Annotated in this window: 18 protein-coding genes and 1 pseudogene; 13 read left to right on the forward strand and 6 right to left on the reverse strand. The window is 49.5% G+C overall.

Annotated elements, in window-relative coordinates:
* Positions 1-22 precede the first annotated feature (22 nt).
* Complete coding sequence (locus tag XMA127_RS11560) at positions 23-544, forward strand: hypothetical protein (RefSeq protein WP_173484515.1); 522 nt, start codon at positions 23-25, stop codon at positions 542-544.
* 17 nt (positions 545-561) lie between these two features.
* Here XMA127_RS11560 and XMA127_RS11565 read toward each other — a convergent pair.
* Positions 562-881 (reverse strand): annotated as a pseudogene (locus tag XMA127_RS11565) (DUF1820 family protein).
* Positions 882-1,036: 155 nt separating this feature from the next.
* On the opposite strand from XMA127_RS11565, the gene miaB reads away from it, so the two are divergent.
* From miaB to lnt, 5 genes are read left to right on the forward strand one after another with little or no spacing between them, the layout of a single operon-like run.
* Positions 1,037-2,380: a tRNA (N6-isopentenyl adenosine(37)-C2)-methylthiotransferase MiaB gene (gene miaB, locus XMA127_RS11570; protein WP_173482220.1), complete on the forward strand. Its 1,344-nt coding sequence runs from the start codon at positions 1,037-1,039 to the stop codon at positions 2,378-2,380.
* Positions 2,380-3,363 (forward strand): PhoH family protein, encoded by a 984-nt coding sequence (locus tag XMA127_RS11575; RefSeq protein WP_173482219.1) that lies wholly within the window; start codon positions 2,380-2,382, stop codon positions 3,361-3,363. Before miaB ends, XMA127_RS11575 begins: the two co-directional genes overlap by 1 nt.
* The gene (ybeY, locus tag XMA127_RS11580) at positions 3,363-3,809 is read left to right on the forward strand and encodes an rRNA maturation RNase YbeY (RefSeq protein WP_371731481.1); all 447 of its coding nucleotides are present in this window, start codon (positions 3,363-3,365) and stop codon (positions 3,807-3,809) included. Before XMA127_RS11575 ends, ybeY begins: the two co-directional genes overlap by 1 nt.
* A 14-nt stretch (positions 3,810-3,823) precedes the next feature.
* A complete protein-coding gene (locus XMA127_RS11585) occupies positions 3,824-4,666 on the forward strand; it encodes an HlyC/CorC family transporter (RefSeq protein ID WP_173482218.1) in 843 nt (280 codons plus the stop codon).
* A 2-nt stretch (positions 4,667-4,668) separates the two neighbouring features.
* The gene (gene lnt, locus XMA127_RS11590; RefSeq protein WP_173482217.1) at positions 4,669-6,147 is read left to right on the forward strand and encodes an apolipoprotein N-acyltransferase; all 1,479 of its coding nucleotides are present in this window, start codon (positions 4,669-4,671) and stop codon (positions 6,145-6,147) included.
* Here the strand turns inward: lnt and XMA127_RS11595 are convergent.
* On the reverse strand, positions 6,112-6,630 hold the full coding sequence (locus XMA127_RS11595; RefSeq protein ID WP_173482216.1) for a metalloendopeptidase: 519 nt from the start codon (positions 6,628-6,630) through the stop codon (positions 6,112-6,114). The two genes, lnt and XMA127_RS11595, sit on opposite strands and share 36 nt — an antisense overlap.
* Before the next feature lie 185 nt (positions 6,631-6,815).
* Here XMA127_RS11595 and leuS point away from each other — a divergent pair, with 185 nt between their 5' ends.
* Genes leuS through holA form a run of 3 tightly spaced genes read left to right on the forward strand, consistent with a single transcriptional unit; the run spans position 6,816 to position 10,949 of the window.
* Complete coding sequence (gene leuS, locus XMA127_RS11600; protein WP_173482215.1) at positions 6,816-9,401, forward strand: leucine--tRNA ligase; 2,586 nt, start codon at positions 6,816-6,818, stop codon at positions 9,399-9,401.
* A gap of 9 nt (positions 9,402-9,410) precedes the next feature.
* Positions 9,411-9,899 carry an LPS assembly lipoprotein LptE gene (gene lptE, locus XMA127_RS11605; RefSeq protein WP_173495078.1) on the forward strand — a complete coding sequence of 163 codons (489 nt, stop codon included), beginning with the start codon at positions 9,411-9,413 and terminating at the stop codon, positions 9,897-9,899.
* A gap of 3 nt (positions 9,900-9,902) precedes the next feature.
* Positions 9,903-10,949 carry a DNA polymerase III subunit delta gene (gene holA, locus XMA127_RS11610; RefSeq protein ID WP_173483441.1) on the forward strand — a complete coding sequence of 349 codons (1,047 nt, stop codon included), beginning with the start codon at positions 9,903-9,905 and terminating at the stop codon, positions 10,947-10,949.
* 26 nt (positions 10,950-10,975) lie between these two features.
* On the opposite strand, the gene trmL is transcribed toward holA, so the two are convergent.
* From trmL to glnA, 4 genes are all read right to left on the reverse strand, one after another.
* The gene (gene trmL, locus XMA127_RS11615; RefSeq protein WP_173482245.1) at positions 10,976-11,431 is read right to left on the reverse strand and encodes a tRNA (uridine(34)/cytosine(34)/5-carboxymethylaminomethyluridine(34)-2'-O)-methyltransferase TrmL; all 456 of its coding nucleotides are present in this window, start codon (positions 11,429-11,431) and stop codon (positions 10,976-10,978) included.
* Between the two features lie 45 nt (positions 11,432-11,476).
* Positions 11,477-12,886, reverse strand: coding sequence for a nitrogen regulation protein NR(I) (gene glnG / locus XMA127_RS11620; protein ID WP_173489276.1), 1,410 nt, complete (start codon positions 12,884-12,886; stop codon positions 11,477-11,479).
* Between the two features lies 1 nt (position 12,887).
* Positions 12,888-13,943: a nitrogen regulation protein NR(II) gene (glnL, locus tag XMA127_RS11625; RefSeq protein WP_173482211.1), complete on the reverse strand. Its 1,056-nt coding sequence runs from the start codon at positions 13,941-13,943 to the stop codon at positions 12,888-12,890.
* 324 nt (positions 13,944-14,267) lie between these two features.
* A complete protein-coding gene (gene glnA, locus XMA127_RS11630) occupies positions 14,268-15,674 on the reverse strand; it encodes a glutamate--ammonia ligase (protein WP_173482210.1) in 1,407 nt (468 codons plus the stop codon).
* Between the two features lie 389 nt (positions 15,675-16,063).
* Between glnA and typA the strand changes: the two genes are divergently transcribed.
* The 4 genes from typA (at position 16,064) to dtd (ending at position 20,993) form a co-directional block, all read left to right on the forward strand.
* Complete coding sequence (gene typA / locus XMA127_RS11635; protein ID WP_173482209.1) at positions 16,064-17,872, forward strand: translational GTPase TypA; 1,809 nt, start codon at positions 16,064-16,066, stop codon at positions 17,870-17,872.
* Between the two features lie 132 nt (positions 17,873-18,004).
* Entirely contained in the window at positions 18,005-19,609 is a 1,605-nt protein-coding gene (locus XMA127_RS11640) for an MFS transporter (RefSeq protein WP_173482208.1), read from the forward strand.
* Positions 19,606-20,556: a prolyl aminopeptidase gene (gene pip / locus XMA127_RS11645; RefSeq protein WP_173483773.1), complete on the forward strand. Its 951-nt coding sequence runs from the start codon at positions 19,606-19,608 to the stop codon at positions 20,554-20,556. The genes XMA127_RS11640 and pip overlap by 4 nt, the downstream gene beginning before the upstream one ends.
* Complete coding sequence (gene dtd, locus XMA127_RS11650; RefSeq protein ID WP_173483774.1) at positions 20,556-20,993, forward strand: D-aminoacyl-tRNA deacylase; 438 nt, start codon at positions 20,556-20,558, stop codon at positions 20,991-20,993. The genes pip and dtd overlap by 1 nt, the downstream gene beginning before the upstream one ends.
* Positions 20,994-21,834 lie beyond the last annotated feature (841 nt).

Consider the following 21,834-nt stretch of genomic DNA (forward strand, 5'->3'; position numbering starts at 1 on the left):
CGTGATTGCAAAAAGAATAACAATGCAAAACGCTTTAAAACTGACGCTACCAGCACTGGTATTGTCAGGTTGTATCAGCTTGCCAGACACAACAGCTAAGCTGACAACTCAACAGCCCATCACACCCGCTCCACCACAAAAAACCCTGGTTATTCACCAACTTCAGACGGAAGTCATCACCCAAAAAAATGTTGCTGCAGTCATCGACTTTAGCAATCAGACGGATCGCGACCTGGACTACGTGATGTTTAAGACGATCGCTTTCGACGCAGAGGGTAAGGTTATTCCTGCGATGAAGAGCGGCGATGATCATGCCTACTTGAGAATTGCAGGGCCTTTGTCGCCCGAGCATAGAACCGGCGATCAACACTGGGATAAGGTGTGGGCTGACAGCTCGGTTAGCTGTTTTAGAATTGAGAGTGCCGAACTGATCTTTTCAGACTCAAGCGTAGAGGACTACTCTACGGATCAGATAGAGCTCCAACTACCCACCTTGCAGCCTGCCATCTGTCAGCACGACCAAGGGTCGCTGGCAAGTAACTGATTATCAGTTTCGCGAGGTTATTTACTCCGTGAGGGCATGACTGGAAAAGCGGTGACGGTGCCCTCGGCATCCGTAATACGAGCTTTTCCTCGCTTCTCAACCTCATCAATCTGAATAATGGCCTGCATCGGAACGAAAGAGCGTTTTACACCTGCGAACTCCTGCTGTAGACGATCTTCGGCAGGATCAATCAGCATCTCAGTGTGACTACCAAACACGAAACCCTCTAGCGCAAAAACCCCCACATATCAGCACTGTAAACCTGTTCAACGTAAAGCTCGTAGACTTTATCTTTGTTGATGTAAGTGACGCGATAGAGGCGTTTGGCATCGGCCATTGAGAATCTCCAATCAATCTAAACTTGAATTGCCTAATCAGGTTAGTGGGGGCGCTCTAAACAATTGCAAGTTCGTTAGCGCCAAAGAGTGCGCTGAGGTATACTTCATCGCCCCAAATGATGGGGCATAGATTCAACGTAACGACAGGTGAAACATGACTAAAAAGCTCTTTATCAAGACACACGGATGTCAGATGAATGAGTACGACTCCGCACGAATGGCTGACCTTCTGGGCGATAGCCACAAGCTGGAGCTAACCGATAATCCAGAAGAGGCTGACGTCCTGCTTCTAAACACCTGTTCAATTCGTGAAAAGGCGCAAGAGAAGGTGTTCCACCAGTTAGGCCGTTGGCGTCTTTTGAAAGAGCAAAAACCCGGATTAATGATCGGGGTAGGCGGCTGTGTTGCAAGCCAAGAGGGCGAAGCGATTCGTGATCGCGCGCCGTTCGTCGATATGATTTTTGGCCCACAGACCCTACACCGTCTTCCCGAGATGATTGAAGATACCAAGGGGGGCAAGGTCGGTATCGTTGATGTCAGCTTCCCAGAGATCGAAAAGTTCGACCACCTCCCCGCTCCTAAAGTTGAGGGGGCAGAGGCATTTGTTTCAGTCATGGAAGGTTGTAGTAAGTACTGTACTTTCTGTGTCGTGCCCTACACCCGTGGCGAAGAGGTCAGCCGACCGCTGGATGATGTGATAGCCGAGTGTGTTGAGCTGGCTGAACAGGGCGTGCGTGAAGTCAATCTACTGGGCCAAAACGTCAACGCTTACCTCGGTGCGACTCATGACGGTGATACGGCTGATCTGGCTGAGCTGATTCGCACCATCGCCGCGATTGAGGGTATCGATCGTATTCGTTTCACAACCTCACACCCTGTAGAGTTTACCGACAGCCTGATCGAGGTTTATGACGAAGTGCCGGAATTGGTGAGCCATCTTCATCTACCGGTCCAGAGTGGCTCTGACCGCATACTAATGGCAATGAAGCGCGGCCACACGGCGATTGAGTACAAGTCGAAATTACGTCGAATCAAGGCGAAGCGTCCAGATATCAGCTTCTCGTCGGACTTTATCATCGGCTTCCCAGGTGAAACGGATGCCGACTTTGAGGCGACCATGAAGCTAATCGAGGATATAGGTTTTGATACGTCGTTCAGCTTCATCTACAGCCGTCGCCCAGGCACCCCTGCGGCAGACCTGCCTGACGACGTATCGGAAGAGACGAAGAAACAACGCCTACACATTTTGCAAAGCCGTATCACTCAGAACGCTTTGCAGATCAGCCGCCGCATGGTCGGAACCACTCAACGCATTCTGGTCAACGGTTACTCGCGTAAAGACCCTGGCCAACTATCGGGTCGCACGGAGAACAATCGTGTTGTGAACTTCCGTTGCGATAATCCAGACCTGATTGGTCACTTCGCCGATGTCCGCATTGCTGAAGCGCTTCCGAACTCGTTGATCGGTGAGTTAGTTAGCTCCGAGCTGGATCAATAATGAGCGAAACACAATCTTTCCACATCAACCTACAGCCTGAAGATGGCGCAGCCTTGGCTAATCTAGTCGGCCAGTTTGATGAGCACTTACGTCTGATTGAAGAGCGCACCGGAGTCCAAATCGGTAACCGTGGATTCCAGTTCAAAGTTGAAGGTGCAATTCAGGCCGTTCGCCCGGTCTGCACACTGATTGAAGCACTGTACAAAGAGTCTCTAAACGGCAAACCACTTGCCCCATCAGACATTCATCTATCGCTACAACACTCAGGCATTTCACAAACTGATGTGAAATCGACTGCGACGGATGATGTCACTATTCGTACTCGAAAAATGACGATTCGACCTCGCGGGGAGAATCAGCAAAAGTACGTTCAGTCGATTCGTTACCATGACATTAACTTTGGTATCGGACCTGCCGGCACCGGTAAAACCTACCTTGCGGTTGCTTGTGCGGTTGAGGCCCTTGAGCGCGAAGAGGTCAGTCGAATACTACTGGTTCGCCCTGCCGTCGAAGCGGGTGAAAAACTCGGTTTTCTACCCGGCGATCTGACTCAGAAAGTCGATCCCTACTTACGCCCTCTCTACGACGCACTCTATGAGATGATGGGCTTTGAGAAGGTAGCACGCCTGATCGAAAAGAATGTCATAGAGATCGCACCCTTAGCTTACATGCGCGGCAGAACGTTGAACGGCTCGTTTGTCATTCTTGATGAGTCACAAAATACGACACGCGAGCAGATGAAGATGTTTCTTACCCGCATAGGGTTTGGTTCAACCGCCGTTATTACAGGGGATAAAACCCAGGTCGACCTACCACGCGGCGCCAGCTCTGGCCTAATTCATGCGATGCAGGTACTGGATGGGGTGAAAGGGATTGGATTTACTCACTTCGAAGCGAAAGATGTGGTTCGTCACCCTATCGTGCAGCACATTGTACGTGCTTATGAAGCGTACGAAGCCAAACATACAGACGAGCGTAAATAGTGATTCATTTAGAGGTTATTCGCGCTGTTGATAGCAACTCACTCCCGAGTGATGAGCAGTTTCAATCCTGGGCCGAATTAGCGGCATCACAGCTATCGGGCGAAGCTGAACTATGCATTCGTATCGTTGATGAAACCGAGAGCCAGACACTGAATCGTGAATATCGCGGTAAAGACAAGTCGACCAACGTACTCTCTTTTCCGTTTGAAGCACCTCCGGGCTTCCCTGGCAATATATTAGGTGATCTAGCGATTTGTGCCGCGGTTGTAGAGCGCGAAGCAACCGAACAAAACAAACAGATTCATCACCATTGGGCTCACATGGTGATCCATGGGGTATTGCATCTACTTGGATTCGATCATATAAAGGATGAAGAAGCCGAGGAGATGGAGTCACTTGAACGAGAACTGCTCGCTCAACTCCAAATCCCAGACCCCTATATTTGAGGCAACCACACACTATGAGTGAAGACCGATCGAGCGGCTCATCCAAAAGCTTTTTTAGCAAACTTGCTTCAGCTTTTTCGGATGAGCCCAAAACCCGCGAAGACCTGTTTGAAGTTCTTTATGAGGCCAACGACACTGGCCTACTAGACCAAGATGCGCTAACGATTGTAGAAGGCGCTATACAAGTGACCGACATGCAAGTGCGTGACGTCATGATCCCTAGATCACAAATGGTCTCGGTACAGATCGATCAATCTGCCCACGAATTTATGCCACTGGTCATCGACAGTGCACACTCTCGCTTTCCTATTGCAGGTGAAAACCCAGATGAGATCGTCGGCATTCTTCTTGCCAAGGATCTTCTTCCCTATGCACTGGACGGCCGCTTAGAACAGTTCAGTCTCGCTGAGCACCTTCGCAAAGCAACCTTCATTCCTGAAAGTAAGCGACTGAACGTCTTGCTACGTGAATTCCGTGTCACACGCAATCACATGGCCATCGTCGTTGATGAGTACGGCGGAATTGCCGGTCTTATTACCATCGAAGACGTGCTCGAACAGATCGTCGGTGATATCGAAGATGAGCACGACGAAGATGAAGACGAGGGCAACATCAAAGCCTTTGAAGATGATGGCTTCATTGTCAAAGCGTTAACCCCTATCGAAGACTTTAACGAGTACTTTGACGTCGGCCTACCTGATGATGAGTTCGATACCGTGGGTGGACTGGTGACACGTCAATTTGGTCACCTACCCGATAAAGGGGAGACGATTCGACTCGATGACTTCACCTTCACCGTGCTAGCGTCTGAAAACCGCAGAATTAGACTGCTACAGGTTAAGCACCACAAGGAGTAGTGATGCTGCTCCAGCCTCTTGTGAATAGGACTTTGGCGGTTGCTGCAGGGGCAATAGCGACACTCGCTTTTGCCCCTTTTAGTTACCCGCTATTAGCGATTGTCTCTATTGCCACCCTCTACTTGCTGACCCTTAAATCCGATTCAGCGTTCCTGATGGGTTGGCTCTATGGTTTGGGATACTTCACCGCCGGTGTCTCTTGGGTCTATGTGAGTATTCACTTACACGGTGGCATGGGTGTTTTAGCCGCCGCACTGATGACTCTCATGTTCACTGGCGCGTTAGCGATACTCTTTGCCGCACAAATTTGGCTCTACAAACGCCTGTTTACTGACGGCTCAGCACCAGGATTTGTCGCTCTTTGGATCTTGTTTGAATGGGTGAGAAGCTGGCTATTTACCGGCTTCCCTTGGCTGCTCATCGGCTATGCGTTCATCGATACACCACTTATCTCATTAGCCCCGATCGGCGGCGTGTGGCTAGTGTCGGCGATGGTTCTGATCATTGCTGTCTCGGCTTCCCATGTCATCCACCGTAAAAAACCGACCCCTCTCCTACTGATCCTTGCGATATTAGGTGCCTCTTACCTTATTCCGTCACACTGGACAGAGAGTTCAGAAAAGACCGTCTCGATCACATTAATACAGCCCAATTTAGCCCAAGAGTCTAAGTGGCAAATTGAGCAAGTTGATCGACACATACAGAACATTATTAATTTAAGCGTCCAAGCGCCCGCTACCGATCTACTCATTTGGCCTGAGACCGCCGTACCCAAATTAATAGGCCGCGCCATCAACCAGATCAGTCCGCTAGTGGAGATCCTCAACCAACAAGGCACCACGTTAATTTCAGGTTTCCCAAGAAAAGAGTGGAGTGAGAGCCAACAGCGAAACCTGTACCACAACTCGGTGGGCACGTTGACGGGTAAAATCAGCCTGTACGACAAACAGAGACTGGTCCCTTTTGGGGAGTACATTCCCTTTGAAAATCAGTTGCGAGGGCTGATCGCCTTTTTTGATCTCCCCATGTCTAGCTTTAGCTTGCCAGAACAACCAACTTTTCAGGTAGAGACACCTCAGGGGTCGCTGGCGGGCGCAATCTGTTATGAGATCGCCTACCCAGAGTTGGTCAGAGAGAATGCCAATCAGAGTGACATGATTCTGACGCTCTCTAATGACACCTGGTTCGGCGGATCTCATGGCCCAGATCAGCACTTTGAGATCGCCAGAATGCGTGCTATCGAAAATGGTAGGCCCGTGATAAGAGCCACCAACAACGGCATATCAGGATTCATTGATGCCAAGGGTCAAGTCTTAGCGACCGCACCCAGATTCGAGACGGCGATCCTAACCCATGAGATCGCCCCAAGCATGGGCCAAACCCCCTATCAACAGTTGGGGTTGTGGCCAGCGCTTATCCTTGCTGCAGCACTGTTATTAGCCGCGCTATTTAGACATCGCTCGTTCAAACAGAACCGCTGAACAGTCACGACAAGGCTGTAATTTTTGACTCTCGCTCAGCATCTGCTTAGCTCCACACTGTGTACAGACAAACTGTCCAGGTAGCGCGATTTCACCGGCGGCGTAGTGCGCTTCACCATGACTCAACTGCTCACGGAGTAACTCTTGTTCGATACGGGTTTTATCGGCCACTCTCATCAAGCGATCGACAATTCCCTTCTCCAACACAGCAAGGTCCAACTCCAACCAATCAGCCAGCGCTCCGCCGACCTTTTGAACACCGATTGAGAATTGCTTCAGATCACGCATTAGGTAGGCTTTTAGCAGGGCTGCTTCATCTGCAGACATTTCAAGTGCTGTCTGCTCCAGATCAACCGCTTCATTGACCGCTAAGGTAAGTTTCTCAAGCGTCACTTCACTGGCACCATCTAGAGAATCCATCACTTGATCGACCAATTGATCATAACGGCCAGAATCGAGCTTATCTTGGTTTGTATCACTCATAAGCAAACTCCTTTTAAGAGCGGATTATTCAGCAGCCAAACCTGTCGGCGCGACCGCATCTGATGTATCCTATGCAGTATTGAACAGTATTAATGAAATAACCATTGAGCGGTGTCATTTCTTAGCAAAGTAATTTGCTCCAAGAACAATGATGCCGTTTTTATGTTTGCAGAATATAGAGACCGATGAACGAACAGTACCAACCCCAGGATATTGAACCAAAAGTCCAGCAGCAGTGGGAAGAATCCGGCGCATTCAACGTTGAAGAGGATTCCAGCAAAGAGAAGTTTTACTGCCTCTCGATGTTCCCTTACCCAAGTGGTCGCCTGCACATGGGCCACGTACGTAACTACACCATCGGTGATGTCGTCTCTCGATACCAGCGCATGCAGGGAAAAAACGTTCTTCAGCCTATGGGTTGGGACGCCTTTGGCCTACCAGCTGAAAACGCTGCACTTAAAAACAATGTGCCTCCTGCTAACTGGACCTACAGCAATATCGATTACATGCGTAATCAGCTTAAACAGATGGGCTTTGGTTACGACTGGGATCGCGAGCTAGCGACCTGCCACCCGGAGTACTACCGTTGGGAGCAGTGGTTCTTTACTCGTCTTCTTGAGAAAGGCCTGGTCTACAAAAAAGAGGCCGAGGTGAACTGGGACCCAGTTGACCAAACCGTTCTGGCTAACGAGCAAGTGATCGATGGTCGCGGTTGGCGCTCTGGTGCGATTGTTGAGCGTAAGAAAATCCCTCAATGGTTCCTGAAAATTACTGACTACGCAGACCAACTACTGGAAGATCTAGAGAAGCTGGATCATTGGCCAGAGCAGGTCCGCACCATGCAGCGCAACTGGATCGGCCGCTCTAAAGGGGTTGAGCTGAAATTTGCGGTGCCTAACAAAGGTGATCTAGAGGTCTTCACAACCCGCCCTGATACGCTGATGGGTGTTACCTATGTTGCCGTTGCACCACAACACCCTCTAGCACTTGAAGCAGCCGAAAATAACCCAGAACTTGCTAGCTTTATTGATGAGTGTCGTCACCAAAAAGTCGCCGAAGCTGACATGGCGATGATGGAAAAACGCGGCATGCCATTGGGCATCGAAGCCACTCACCCTCTCACTGGTGAAATGGTGCCTGTTTGGACAGCAAACTTTGTTCTGATGGATTACGGCTCAGGCGCTGTCATGGCGGTTCCTGGACACGACCAACGTGACTGGGAGTTTGCAACCAAATACGGACTGAACATCAAACAGGTCATCAAGCCTCTGTCCGACGATCAGACTGTCGACTTGACGCAAGAAGCGTTCACAGAGAAAGGCGTTCTGTGCAACTCGGGTGACTTTGACGATCTAGAGTTCGAAATGGCGTTTAAAGCCATTGCGACTGAACTGAACAACAAAGGTCGCGGTCATACAACCATCAACTTCCGCCTTCGCGATTGGGGTGTTTCACGCCAACGCTACTGGGGCGCACCGATCCCGGTTGTTAATTGTAATAGCTGTGGATCAGTACCCGTACCTGAAGATCAGCTGCCTGTGCTTCTGCCAGAAGAGGTAACCTTCGACGGCGTCGGTTCACCGATTAAAAAGATGGAGAGCTTCATCAAAACAAGCTGTCCAAAGTGTGGCGCAGATGCAGAACGCGAAACGGATACCTTCGACACCTTCATGGAGTCAAGTTGGTACTTTGCTCGCTATGCAAGCCGTTACTCAGACAGTGCGATGCTGGATCCTCAAGCAGCCAACTACTGGCTCCCTGTTGATCAGTACATCGGTGGTATCGAGCACGCTATTTTGCACCTACTCTACTCACGCTTCTATCACAAACTACTGCGTGACGAGGGTCTAGTAAACTCTGATGAACCTTTCACTCGCCTACTCTGTCAGGGCATGGTTCTAGCCGATGGCTACTACTACGAAGATGAACAGGGCGGTAAGGTTTGGATCTCACCGGTTGATGTAGAGACTGAGACAGACGAGAAAGGTCGTGTGACCAAAGCCACTCATAAAGAGACGGGTAAAACGCTGATTCACGACGGCATGTCCAAGATGTCTAAGTCGAAAAACAACGGCATCGACCCTCAGGTTATGATCGATCGATACGGCGCCGATACGGTTCGTCTATTCATGATGTTTGCGGCACCACCAGAACAGTCACTAGAGTGGTCTGACTCAGGTGTGGAAGGTGCACACCGTTTCATCAAACGTCTCTGGAAACAGGCACACGACCATATCGCAGCCGGCCCAGCATCAACTTTAGACACGTCCAAGCTGAATGATGGGCAGAAAGAGCTGCGCCGTAAGACTCATGAAACCATCCAAAAAGTGACGGATGATATTGAGCGCCGCCAGACATTCAATACAGCCATTGCCGCTGTCATGGAGCTTTCAAACAGTATCGGTCGATTCAACGATGACTCCGAGCAAGGACGTGCTTGTAAACAAGAAGCGCTTAGCGCTGCTGTCCAGCTGTTGTCCCCGATCATTCCACACGCAGCCGATCAGCTGCTGACTGAACTGACGGGTGCAAGCCAAAATGATAGCTGGCCAAGCGTTGATGAATCCGCTTTGGTACGTGATAACATCGAGATGATTGTGCAGGTTAATGGCAAACTTCGTGCTCGTATCAATGTTGCCGCCGATGCCGATAAGGACACAATTTTGCAACTGGCCCTGGCTGAAGCTAATGTTCAGAAATACATGGAAGGCCTAACGCTGCGCAAAGAGATTGTTGTACCAGGCAAACTGGTCAACATCGTCGTCAGCTAGGAGTAAAAGATGAAGTTGTCACGTACGTTCGTTGCAGGTTTCGCCATGCTGTTTCTAACAGCTTGTGGCTTCCACCTAAAAGGGCTTTATGAGGTACCACCAGCGTTACAGCAATTAACTCTGGTCGAAAACACCACACAGCCCACTTTGTTAGGCAGAGAGCTGACAACTCAACTGCAACGCAACGGCGTGACCCTAACATCCCGAGCTAAGCTTAAACTGATCGTTGAATCGGCACGCTACAATCGCCGCGCGGTGATTCTTGATGCCAATGCAGATGCACAAGAGTACGAATTGAGCGGTGAAGCTCAATTTGCCATCTATCAAGGTGATAGCACAGCGCCCGCCATTGAGCGCCGAGTCAATGTTCAACGCAGTGTTACCGAAACTTCAGACACCTTGGCGCAAGAGACTCTGGAAGCGCGCTACCGCTCAGAGATCAATCGTGCACTGGCTGAACAGATTATTCGCCAATACCTAAGTTTCGTTCCGCGCTAACCTATGAAAGTTAGAGTTGATCAGCTACCTCAGCAGCTCAACAAGCTAAATACTGCGCTACCGGTGTACCTTGTAACCGGGGACGAAACACTTCAACACGACGAAAGCTGTGACGCCATTCGAGCCCATCTTCGCGGTCTAGAATTCACTGAACGAGAGCTCTATCACATCGATTCCAGCTTTAACTGGGACAGCCTGATGGAGGCCGCCAATAGCCTCTCTCTATTTGCAGAGCGCAAAATTATTGAGTTACGACTCGGTTCACAAAAGATCAAAAAAGCCGAATCAGATCTGCTACAACGCTATCTAGAGAACCCTGCGCCCGATACGGTGATATTCATTTTGGCTGATCGACTCGATGCCGGTGCGAAAAAGAGCGCCTGGTTCAAGCTGGTCGAAAAGCTCGGGCTAGTGGTTGAAATCTGGCCCATTGAAGTTGACCAACTCCCGCGCTGGCTAGCGACACGCCTTCAATCTTTTCCAATCTCTATGGATCAAGAGGCGATCGGCGTCTTAGCCGATCGTGTAGAGGGCAACCTACTCGCGGCACAACAAGAGTTAGAGAAGCTCTCTCTGCTCTACCCCAACCAAACCCTTGATGCCAACCAGGTTGCCGAGGCGGTTGGCGACATGTCACGATTTGATGCCTTTGCACTTGCAGATGCGGCGATACAAAGACAACCTGCAAGAGTACAACACATTCTGCAGGCGCTAAGACAAGAGGGTGTCGAACCGACCTTCATACTCTGGGCCATTTCACGTGAGTTGCGCACGCTAAGCAGCGTGATTACAGAGATATCAGAAGGGAAGAATTACGATACGATTGCGAACAGACTGAGACTGTTTAGCAAACGTAAAACCGCTATTCGCAATGCCAGTCGTCAGATTAAAGTCTCGGAGATTGAGCAGTTACTGCGACTTTGTGGACAAGCTGATCAGGCCGTTAAAGGACAACTACCGACCGACCCCTGGTTAATAATTGGACAGATCTGCTTACGCCTAGCGGGTGTCGAGATGGCTTCACTCCATACCCAACACTCAGCCCCTTAAGCAAGCCTAACCACCTCAGACCTTAGCTACTTGGCTCCCGCAAAAGAGAGCTGCCGCCACGCCTCATAAACAACAATGGCACAGGCATTAGACAGATTCAAACTGCGTGAATCAGGGCACATCGGCAAGGTAATTGCATCGGTCGAATCGATGACACTCTGAGGCAGACCCCGTGTCTCCGGGCCCAATAGAATCATATCACCCGATGCAAAATCAGCATCGGTATAGGCGCGATCCGTTTTGGTCGTCATCGACCATACTTTTCTTGGGGAGACTGATTGAATACAGGCTTCTAATGACTCATGAACTTTCATAGAGGCAAACTCGGCATAATCCAATCCCGCTCTGCGCAGGCGCTTATCATCCAGCTCAAAGCCGAGGGGTTTAATCAAATGAAGGGAGAAACCCGTGTTAGCACACAGGCGAATAATATTTCCGGTATTGGGTGGTATCTCGGGTTCGTAAAGAGCAACGTGAAGCATATCGGCACCTAAACTGTTAGATGCCGATTGTAGCATTAAGCGACTCTAATCCGCCTCAATACCCAGCTCTTTTAGCTTGCGGGTTAGGGTATTTCGCCCCCAGCCTAAAAGTTCAGACGCATCACGTTTACGGCCACCCGTATGTTTAAGCGCAGTCTCTATCAACACCTGCTCAAACTGACGTTCAGCCTCTTTGAGGATGCCCCTCTCCCCTTCAAAGAGACGCTGATCAGCCCAGCCACGCAGTGCTTGTTCCCAATTACCATGAACAACAGGGCGTTCATTTGAGGACTCTAGAAGCTCTGGTGGTAAATCAGAGACAAGAACCTCTCGACCAGACGCCATCACGGTAATCCAGCGACAGGTGTTTTCCAGCTGTCGCACATTACCTGGCCAAGTCAGATCGCGCAGAAAACGCTCTGTTTCCGGCTTAAGAATCTTAGTCTCAACGCCCAGCTCTTTCGCCGAACGTGACAAAAAGTGGCGAGCGAGACGAGGAATATCTTCACGACGCTCATTTAACGAGGGGATGTGAACTCGAATCACGTTTAGACGGTGGAACAGATCCTCACGAAACTTGCCCTCTTTAACGAGGTTTTCGAGATTTTGGTGGGTAGCTGCAATGATTCGAACATCAACTTTAACCGGTGTATGACCACCGACACGGTAGAACTCACCGTCAGCAAGAACACGCAAGAGTCGAGTTTGAGTATCCGCAGGCATATCGCCGATCTCATCAAGGAACAGTGTGCCACCATCGGCCTGTTCAAAACGGCCACGGCGCGAAGCTTGAGCTCCGGTAAAGGCACCCTTTTCATGCCCGAACAGTTCAGACTCAATCAAGTCATGTGGAATAGCCGCCATGTTCAATGGAATAAACTCATTACCCGCACGCGGACTGTGGCGATGCAGAGCATGGGCCACCAGCTCTTTACCTGTACCAGACTCACCATTGATCAATACAGTAATCGGGGAATGAGACAGACGACCAATGGCACGGAACACCTCCTGCATAGCCGGCGCCTCACCAATGATCTCAGGTGTATCATCTTCAACAATCACTTCGGTTTGTTGACGCTGCTCTTCAACGTGCTGCACCGCTCGCTGAACCAGCGCTACCGCCTCATCAATATCAAATGGCTTAGGCAAGTACTCAAAGGCACCACCTTGATAAGAGGCAACCGCGGAATCTAAATCTGAGTGAGCGGTCATGATGATAGTCGGAATGTCTGCATAATCAGCTTGAAGCTGCTCTAGCATCTCAAGACCATCAATGCCCGGCATACGAATATCGCTGATAATCACATCAGGCTGTTCACGCTTAATTTTACGCAGCAACGCATCGCCCGACTCAAACACTTCTGTCGCCAAGCCACTGCCAGAGATCGCTTTCTCTAAAACCCAACGTATTGAGCGATCATCATCTACTATCCAAACGGTTGCTGGCTTAGACATCTCAACTCTCCAAAGGAATTAAAATTTTAAAATTTGTTGTACTGGGTTTCGAGGCGACCTCGATTAAACCCTGGTGCTGACCAATAACAGATTGGGCAATCGATAGTCCCAACCCAGACCCTTCCGCACGACCGGTCACCATCGGATAGAACACGGAATCTAAAAGATCCTTTGGTATGCCCGGACCGTTATCGATAATCTCTACGCAGCAGACCAGTCGATGCTGCTCTGCGCCCAGCGTAATTCGTCTGAGCGCTCGTGTTTTCATACGGATTTGCGGAGCGGCTGTTTCAGACTCTTTCAGGGCCTGCATCGCATTTCTGCAGATGTTTAAAACCGCTTGGATCAACTGTTCACTGTCGCCGTTAAACTCCGGCAGACTTGGGTCGTAGTCACGAACCAACTGAATCTCTTGCTCGCTTTCAACTTCAATCAGAGCACGCACACGCTCGAGCACCTCGTGAATGTTCACCGGGTGTATGTTGGGCTTCTTGTAAGGCCCCATCAGACGATCCACCAGATTTCTTAACCGATCCGCTTCATCGATGATAATTCCGGTGAACTCTTTAAGCCCCTCATCATCCAGCTCGCGCTCTAGCAACTGTGCAGAGCCGCGAATCCCGCCCAACGGGTTCTTGATCTCATGTGCCAAGCCACGCACAAGCACTTTGGCGGTGGCATGTCGATTCAACATCTCCTCTTCACGCTCAATTCGAACCAGGCGATCACGTGGGTGCAACTCCATCAGTAGAAACCCATTCGGTAACCTTGAGATGGTGTAATCCGTCATCAACTCGTTACCACCAAAGGTAATCAGAGCGGCTTCGCGTTTACTGACATGCTGTCCCGTCGCAGAGACACTCTCTAATAGCTTGAGCTCCTCTTCGGAACCAATAAAGAGATACTCGATGTGTGAATTTTTTAAGCGTTTAAAGCTACCCTCTAACAGAACCTCAGCGGCCGGATTCATATACTTCAACTCGAACTTCTGCCCCAGTACCAATACAGCCGTATTGAGGTTTTCAAGAATCAATTTGTACTGTTGCGATCCGAACATTAGGTATTCCCAAGGGTTTTGATGACTTAACAGCTCTACTCTAGCGTTAAGCCTTAATAGCTCTACTTAATAAGCAAAAAGGTTGCCAACTCAGCGAAACCCAGTAACCACGGGCTTTTGAGTTTTAGCATGCACAATAGAATGGCATATATGAAGATATTATGCACCATTTTGGTGCGAGGTGTTTTGTGCGCATCCATGCGCCTGCAGGATACCGTTCGTCCTGGCATGCCCTGCTCCTGCACATCCTTTTGCTCGCAGGATACCGTTCGTCCTGAACATAAAAAACCCGGCAGGTGCCGGGTTTTTTGAATCGATAAGATCTTAAACTGAGTAGTAAAGATCGTATTCGATTGGGTGAGTTGTCTGGCTCACTTGAGCACACTCTTCACGCTTAAGTTCGATGTAAGCGTTTAGCATGTCTTCAGTGAATACGCCGCCGCGAGTTAGGAACTCGTGATCAGCTTCTAGAGCGTCCAGAGCTTCTTCTAGTGAAGAACAAACCTGTGGGATCTGAGCAGCTTCTTCAGCTGGTAGATCGTAAAGGTCTTTGTCTGCTGCATCGCCAGGGTGGATCTTGTTCTGGATACCGTCAAGACCCGCCATCATTAGCGCAGAGAACGCTAGGTATGGGTTAGCGATTGGATCAGGGAAGCGTGTCTCGATACGACGGCCTTTAGGGCTAGTTACGTATGGGATACGGATAGAAGCTGAACGGTTACGAGCTGAGTAAGCTAGCATAACTGGTGCTTCGAAGCCTGGAACAAGACGCTTGTACGAGTTAGTACCTGGGTTACATAGAGCGTTAAGCGCTTTAGCGTGCTTGATGATACCGCCGATGTAGTAAAGAGCTTCTTCAGATAGGCCCGCGTATGCGTCGCCAGCGAAGATGTTAACACCGCCTTTAGATAGAGACTGGTGAACGTGCATACCAGAGCCGTTGTCACCAACGATTGGCTTAGGCATGAACGTAGCTGTTTTACCGTAAGCGTGAGCAACGTTGTGAACTGCGTACTTAAGAATCTGAACTTCGTCAGCTTTCTTAACAAGGGTGTTACCTGCCACACCGATTTCACACTGACCAGCAGTTGCTACTTCGTGGTGGTGTACTTCTACGTGCAGACCCATCGCTGTCATCGCGTCACACATTGCAGCACGAAGATCGTGTAGAGAGTCTACTGGTGGTACTGGGAAGTAACCGCCTTTAACGCGTGGACGGTGACCTGTGTTACCGCCTTCGAATTTGCTGTTAGAAGACCATGCAGCTTCTTCAGAAGATACAGTGTAGCCACAACCAGACATGTCAGAGTGGAAGTGAACTTCGTCAAATACGAAGAACTCTGGCTCTGGACCGAACATAGCGCTGTCAGCGATACCTGTTGATTTCAGGTACTCTTCTGCACGCTTAGCAACAGAACGTGGATCACGCTCGTAACCAAGACCTGTAGCAGGCTCAACGATGTCACAACGGATGATGACTGTTGCATCTTCAGAGAATGGATCAACGATAGATGAAGAGTCATCTGGACGAAGGATCATGTCAGAGTCGTTAATACCCTTCCAACCTTGGATAGATGAGCCATCAAACATTTTGCCGTCTTCGAAGAAGTCGTCACCCATTTCGTGAACTGGGATAGTTACGTGCTGCTCTTTACCTTTAGAGTCTGTAAAGCGAAGGTCGATCCACTTCGCGTCAGTTTCTTTGATCAGATTTAGTGTCTGTTCAGACATTATGGCTCTCTCCATTATCAGATATTGCCAGACTAGTAGCCTTGGGTTTAAGCCTGCACCATGCAAGCTCAGTCTTCCTAACGAGCTAGCAAACAGTATGCCAACTCGAAAAAAGTCTTTATTTACGGTGATTTACCGCATCAGCAACGAATCACCAATGACAATAAACGCACCAATTTGATGCACACCTAAAACATACGCACCACAATGGTGCTTTAAACTATTACTAGTCTGTCGATGTGTGCCAATATGATACTCCAGCCAAAAAATTTTGCACTAGATTCGCTTCTAACAATTGTTCATATGGTCCAAATTTATTGGCTATTAATTCGCCTTGATCACGCTCGACGCGTATAATCCGCGCATCTTTAATTAATGAGACTCACCTCGTGATCGAAAATCTTCGCAATATCGCCATCATCGCACACGTCGACCATGGCAAAACCACCCTAGTTGATAAACTTCTAGAGCAGTCAGGTACCCTTGGCCGTCGTGATGAAGGCGCTGAGCGCGTCATGGACTCAAACGACCAAGAGAAAGAGCGTGGCATCACCATCCTTGCCAAAAACACCGCCATCACTTGGAACGACTACCGCATCAACATCGTCGATACTCCTGGGCACGCCGATTTCGGTGGTGAGGTAGAGCGTGTTATGTCGATGGTTGACTCGGTCCTTCTGCTTGTTGATGCAGTTGATGGTCCAATGCCACAAACACGCTTCGTTACTCAGAAAGCCTTTGCACGCGGCCTTAAGCCAATCGTTGTTATCAACAAAATCGACCGTCCTGGTGCACGTCCAGATTGGGTTATGGATCAGGTTTTCGAACTGTTCGACAACCTAGGCGCTACCGATGAGCAGTTGGACTTCCCGATTGTCTACGCCTCAGCGATCAACGGTATTGCGGGTGATGATCACGAAGCTATGGCTGACGATATGACGCCTCTATTTGAAGCGATCATCAAGCACGTTGATGCGCCTCACGTCGATACAGAAGGTCCATTCCAGATGCAGGTCTCTGCGTTGGACTACAACAGCTTTGTCGGTGTTATCGGTGTGGGTCGTATCTCACGCGGTAAGATCTCTACCAACACGCCTGTTAAAGTCATCGATTCACACGCAAAAATGCGTTCAGGTCGTATCCTTAAGATCATGGGCTACCACGGTCTTGATCGTGTCGATGTCGACAGTGCACAAGCAGGTGACATTGTCTGTATTACCGGTCTAGACGAACTCAACATCTCAGATACGCTGTGTCACCCAGATGTTGTTGAAGCACTACCAGCACTCTCTGTCGATGAGCCAACCGTCTCTATGACATTCCAGGTCAACGACTCTCCGTTTGCCGGTAAAGAGGGCAAATTCGTTACCAGCCGTAACATCAAAGAGCGTCTAGAGCGCGAATTGATTCACAACGTAGCACTGCGTGTAGAGCCGGGTGATAGCCCTGAGAAATTCCGTGTATCAGGTCGTGGTGAACTTCACCTATCGGTACTGATTGAGACCATGCGCCGTGAAGGCTTCGAACTTGGCATCAGCCGTCCTGAAGTAATTCAGAAAGAGGTAGATGGCGAAATCCACGAACCTTACGAGATCGTTATGATCGACGTTGAAGAGCAGCACCAGGGCTCGATCATCGAAGAGCTAGGCATGCGTCGCGGTGACATGACGAATATGGAAGTTGACGGCAAAGGCCGCTGTCGCCTGACCTTTATGATCCCTTCTCGCGGTTTGATCGGCTTCCGTAGCCAATTCCTAACCATGACGTCTGGTACTGGTATCATGAACTCAATCTTTGACCACTACGGTGTGGTGAAAGAGGGTGAGACGGTGACTCGTAACAACGGCGTACTGGTTTCGATGGTTAACGGTAAAGTACTGGGCTACGCACTCTTCTCTCTTCAGGAGCGCGGTCGCCTCATGATCGGTCCAAACATTGAAGTGTACGAAGGCATGGTCATTGGTATCCATAGCCGCTCGAATGACCTAACGGTTAACCCAACCAAAGGTAAGCAGCTAACCAACGTCCGAGCCTCAGGTACTGATGAGAACATCGTGCTAACGCCACCTATCCGCTTTACTCTAGAGCAGGCTCTAGACTTCATTGAAGATGATGAGTTGGTTGAAGTAACACCTGAGAACATCCGTATTCGTAAGAAGTTCTTGAAAGAGCATGAGCGTAAACGCGCTAAGCGTTAATTAATTTGCAATAAATGCAAAACATAAAACGGTGCCAATGCAAATTGAGCACCGTTTTTTTATATTCAAACGAAATAAACGGAGTAAACTAAAGTCCAAGAAATCTTGAAGTGACAAACTAGGAACCACCTAATGACCAACAGCATTTTTTACCGGGTCAGCCCTATTCTTTTTTCAATTATTGGTATGGCGCTTAGCCACAACCTATTCTTTATCATCCTCCCTTTAAGAATGCAGTCGGCGGGCATTGAGTCTTCACAAGTCGGTATTGCTATGGGTATGTTTGCCGCCGGCTCTATCCTGGCAGGGATGTTTGGGGCCAAAGTCGTCAACCGCGTCGGTCATATCCGCGCCTTTGCAACAATGGCTGCAACACTGTCGATCGTCTCAATACTGCACACACTTCTTGAATCGTTCATCATCACTTCCCTGTTAAGGGTCGTTGCAGGCTTCTGCTTCATCACCAGTTTTATTACTCTGGAGAGCTGGCTTAATGTCACCAGTGATAGCAGCAACCGCGGTAAACTGTTCAGTGTCTACCAGATATTCTTTGCTGTCGGATTCGGTTCAGCACCTTTTGTGATGAACATTTTCGAAGAGAGTGATTTTAGACTGTTCGGTATTATCAGCGCCGTATTAGCGATCGCTCTGATTATTATGTCGATGTCACGCATGCCAGCACCCGAGCTACCTGGCCGAAGCCGCCCAATGTCATTTGGGCAACTATGGAAGGTCTCTCCATCAGGTACTCTATCTTGCCTGGTGGCGGGTTCTATTGGCTCCGCAAGCGTATCACTGATCGCTCTATACGCTTACGATCGAGGCTTTAGCGGCACACTACTATCAATCATTTTAGGCTCCTATTTGCTTGGGGGCCTCATGACACAATACCCAACTGGCTGGTTTGCGGATCGTTTCGATAAACGTACGGTGGGCGCTGTATTAATGATGATTGGTGTCGGTGCAAATGCCGTCATCATTATCGATTTTTACAGCGCTCTACCCACCTGGTTCGTCACCTTCTTCTTCCTACTGTCAGGGGGCGCTGGGGCCGCTATTTTCCCGCTAGCTGTGACACAGGTGTTCGACCACATCGACAGTAAAGAGGCGATGCCTGCAACCAGTATGATGCAAATTCTATTAGGCGTCGGTGGTGTCGTCGGCCCTATCGTGGCGGGCGCTATGATGGAGTGGTTTAGCTCTGTTTGGCTCTACTTCTACGTCATTTCACTGCATCTACTGCTGATGCTCTTCTTATTAGTGCGTAAGCTCTTCTTGCGAACCGAACGTCTAGAACCCGCTCAGCCCTACCAGTTCACAACCAACCCTGCATCCGTGCCTCCTCTTGAGGAGTACGTGGCTGCAGAGATTGCAGAGCCGGCGCTTAAACTGTTGATTGAGGCACTCAAACAGAACCCGAAAGATCCTCAGCACCTAATAAAAACTGCACTGGAATCTGCTCACCTAAAAGCAGAAGAGGTAGCATTACAGATGGTATTAAAGCTGCCCAAACGAGCGGGTGAGTTAACCGAACACTTAGTCACAATCTATCCAGAGAATCGACTAAAGGTAGCTAAGTCATTGACCGACTTCTTTGATCTGCATAAAACCCGTATCAATTACGCCATTGTGGGAGGGCTTAAAACGGATGCGAGCCCACAGGAGATATTTGAGATCGATCGATTAATTGAGCTGCGTAAGAAACGCCTAGAAGATGCGGGGTTACCAGTAGAATGAGAACACTCTACCCAGAAATAAGTGCCTACCACAGCGAGCAACTGGATGTAGGCAAAGGGCACAGCCTCTTTTTAGAGCTTTCAGGCAACCCCAATGGCGAGCCTATTCTGTTCGTCCACGGCGGGCCAGGCGGTGGTTGTTCGCCCGAGCATCGACGCTTTTTTAACCCAGAACATTACAAAATCATTCTATTTGATCAACGCGGCTGTGGGCGCTCGACGCCGCATGGCAGTTTAGAAAACAACACAACGGAACACTTAATCGCTGATATTGAAAAGATTCGTACCCATCTCGGCCTAGATAAGTGGGCACTATTTGGCGGTAGTTGGGGTTCTACGTTAAGCCTTGCCTACGCACAATCTCACCCAGAGCGAGTCAATGCACTGTTTCTAAGAGGTATATTCCTCTGTCGACCTAGAGATATTCAGTGGTTTTACCAAGAGGGAGCAAGCTATGTATTCCCTGACCATTGGGAATCATTTATAGCACCGATACCGGCCGATCAGAGAAACGACATGGTCAGCAGCTACTATAAAGTTCTGACCAGTGATAATGAACTAGAGCGTATGGCAGCAGCAAAGGCTTGGTCTATTTGGGAGGGACGCTGCTCCACATTAGATCCTAACCCTAGTTTGGTTGACCACTTTGGTAATCCTCATGTCGCATTAGCCATGGCGCGTATCGAAGCACACTATTTTGCCAACAACTCTTTTATGTCTGAAAACCAACTGCTCAATCACTGTGATCGCATCAAAAAGATACCGACCTGGATTGTTCATGGCCGATATGACATGGTTTGCCCTATTGAGCAGGCACACCTATTGGCTAAAGAACTGCCTCAAGCAAACTTTGATATCGTTCGTGATGCCGGACACTCAGCCTTTGAGCCGGGCATTACAGACCGTTTAATCCATGCCACCGATCAGTATCTGGAGTTAACCAGCTAATGAAAGGACTTATTCAACGAGTCAGCAGTGCTAGCGTTGTAGTAGACGGCAACTGCGTCGGTGAAATAGATCATGGGATACTTCTTTTACTCGGTGTAGAGAAAGAGGATGACCGATCAAAAGCCGATAAACTACTCGACAAGGTGATCAACTACCGCATCTTTAGCGATGAATCGGACAAGATGAACCTTAGCCTTAAAAATATTGAAGGCGAGTTACTGGTGGTCTCTCAATTTACGCTGGTAGCCGAAACCTCCAAGGGCAAACGACCGGGTTTTTCAAAAGGGGCATCTCCAGCACTGGGTGAAGAGCTCTACAACTACTTTGTAGAAGCGGCTAACAAAACGGGGCTTAAAGTTGCGACCGGGAAGTTTGGTGCCGATATGAAAGTATCACTAACCAATGATGGGCCGGTTACGTTTTGGTTGGAGAGTTAGGAGCCGTTGGAGCGGTCTTGCGAAGGCCGCGATGGATTGGAGCGTAATTGGACAGCAGATGACAGGCTAAAGCCAGTCACTGATGTTCTTAACTCGCTACGGAGCTACGGTGACTGGCCTTCAGCCTGTCATCCGCTATAAACGTTGGCAGAGGGTCTCTTACGAAGTCCGACTGTAGGAGCGAACTGCCGCGTAGCGGCAGACCGCGATCACCGCGAAGCGGTGTATCAATGATTATGGACTGGTGCGAGGTTTATCTGACGGAGTGCCGGTGACTGGCCTTCAGCCTGACATCCGCCGTTGACGTTGGCAGAGATCTTTTACGAAGTCCGACTGTAGGAGCGAACTGCCGCGTAGCGGCAGACTGCGATCACCGCGAAGCGGTGTATCAATGATTATGGACTGGTGCCGGATTTATCTAACGGAGTGCCGGTGACTGGCCTTCAGCCTGTCATCCGCTATTGACGTTGGCAGAGATCTTTTACGAAGTCCGACTGTAGGAGCGAACTGCCGCGTAGCGGCAGACCGCGATCACCGCGAAGCGGTGTATCAATGATTATGGACTGGTGCGAGGTTTATCTAACGGAGTAGGCAATGACCTACAATAGGTTACGAACGGTGTTCGTAATCGCTTCGCGTCGCTTTCAGCGCCTCAACCCCGCCCCGTTGGGGCATGGTTTGTCACATGGACATTCGCTCAGAAGTCTCCTTGCTACCAAAAAACAAAAAACCCCAGGACCTTTCGGTACTGGGGTTCTTTGTTTATTAGGTGCCTGGCAATGACCTACTCTCACATGGGGAAACCCCACACTACCATCGGCGATGACGCGTTTCACGACTG

This window comes from Marinobacterium sp. xm-a-127, assembly GCF_013283425.1.
Taxonomy (GTDB): domain Bacteria; phylum Pseudomonadota; class Gammaproteobacteria; order Pseudomonadales; family Balneatricaceae; genus Marinobacterium_E.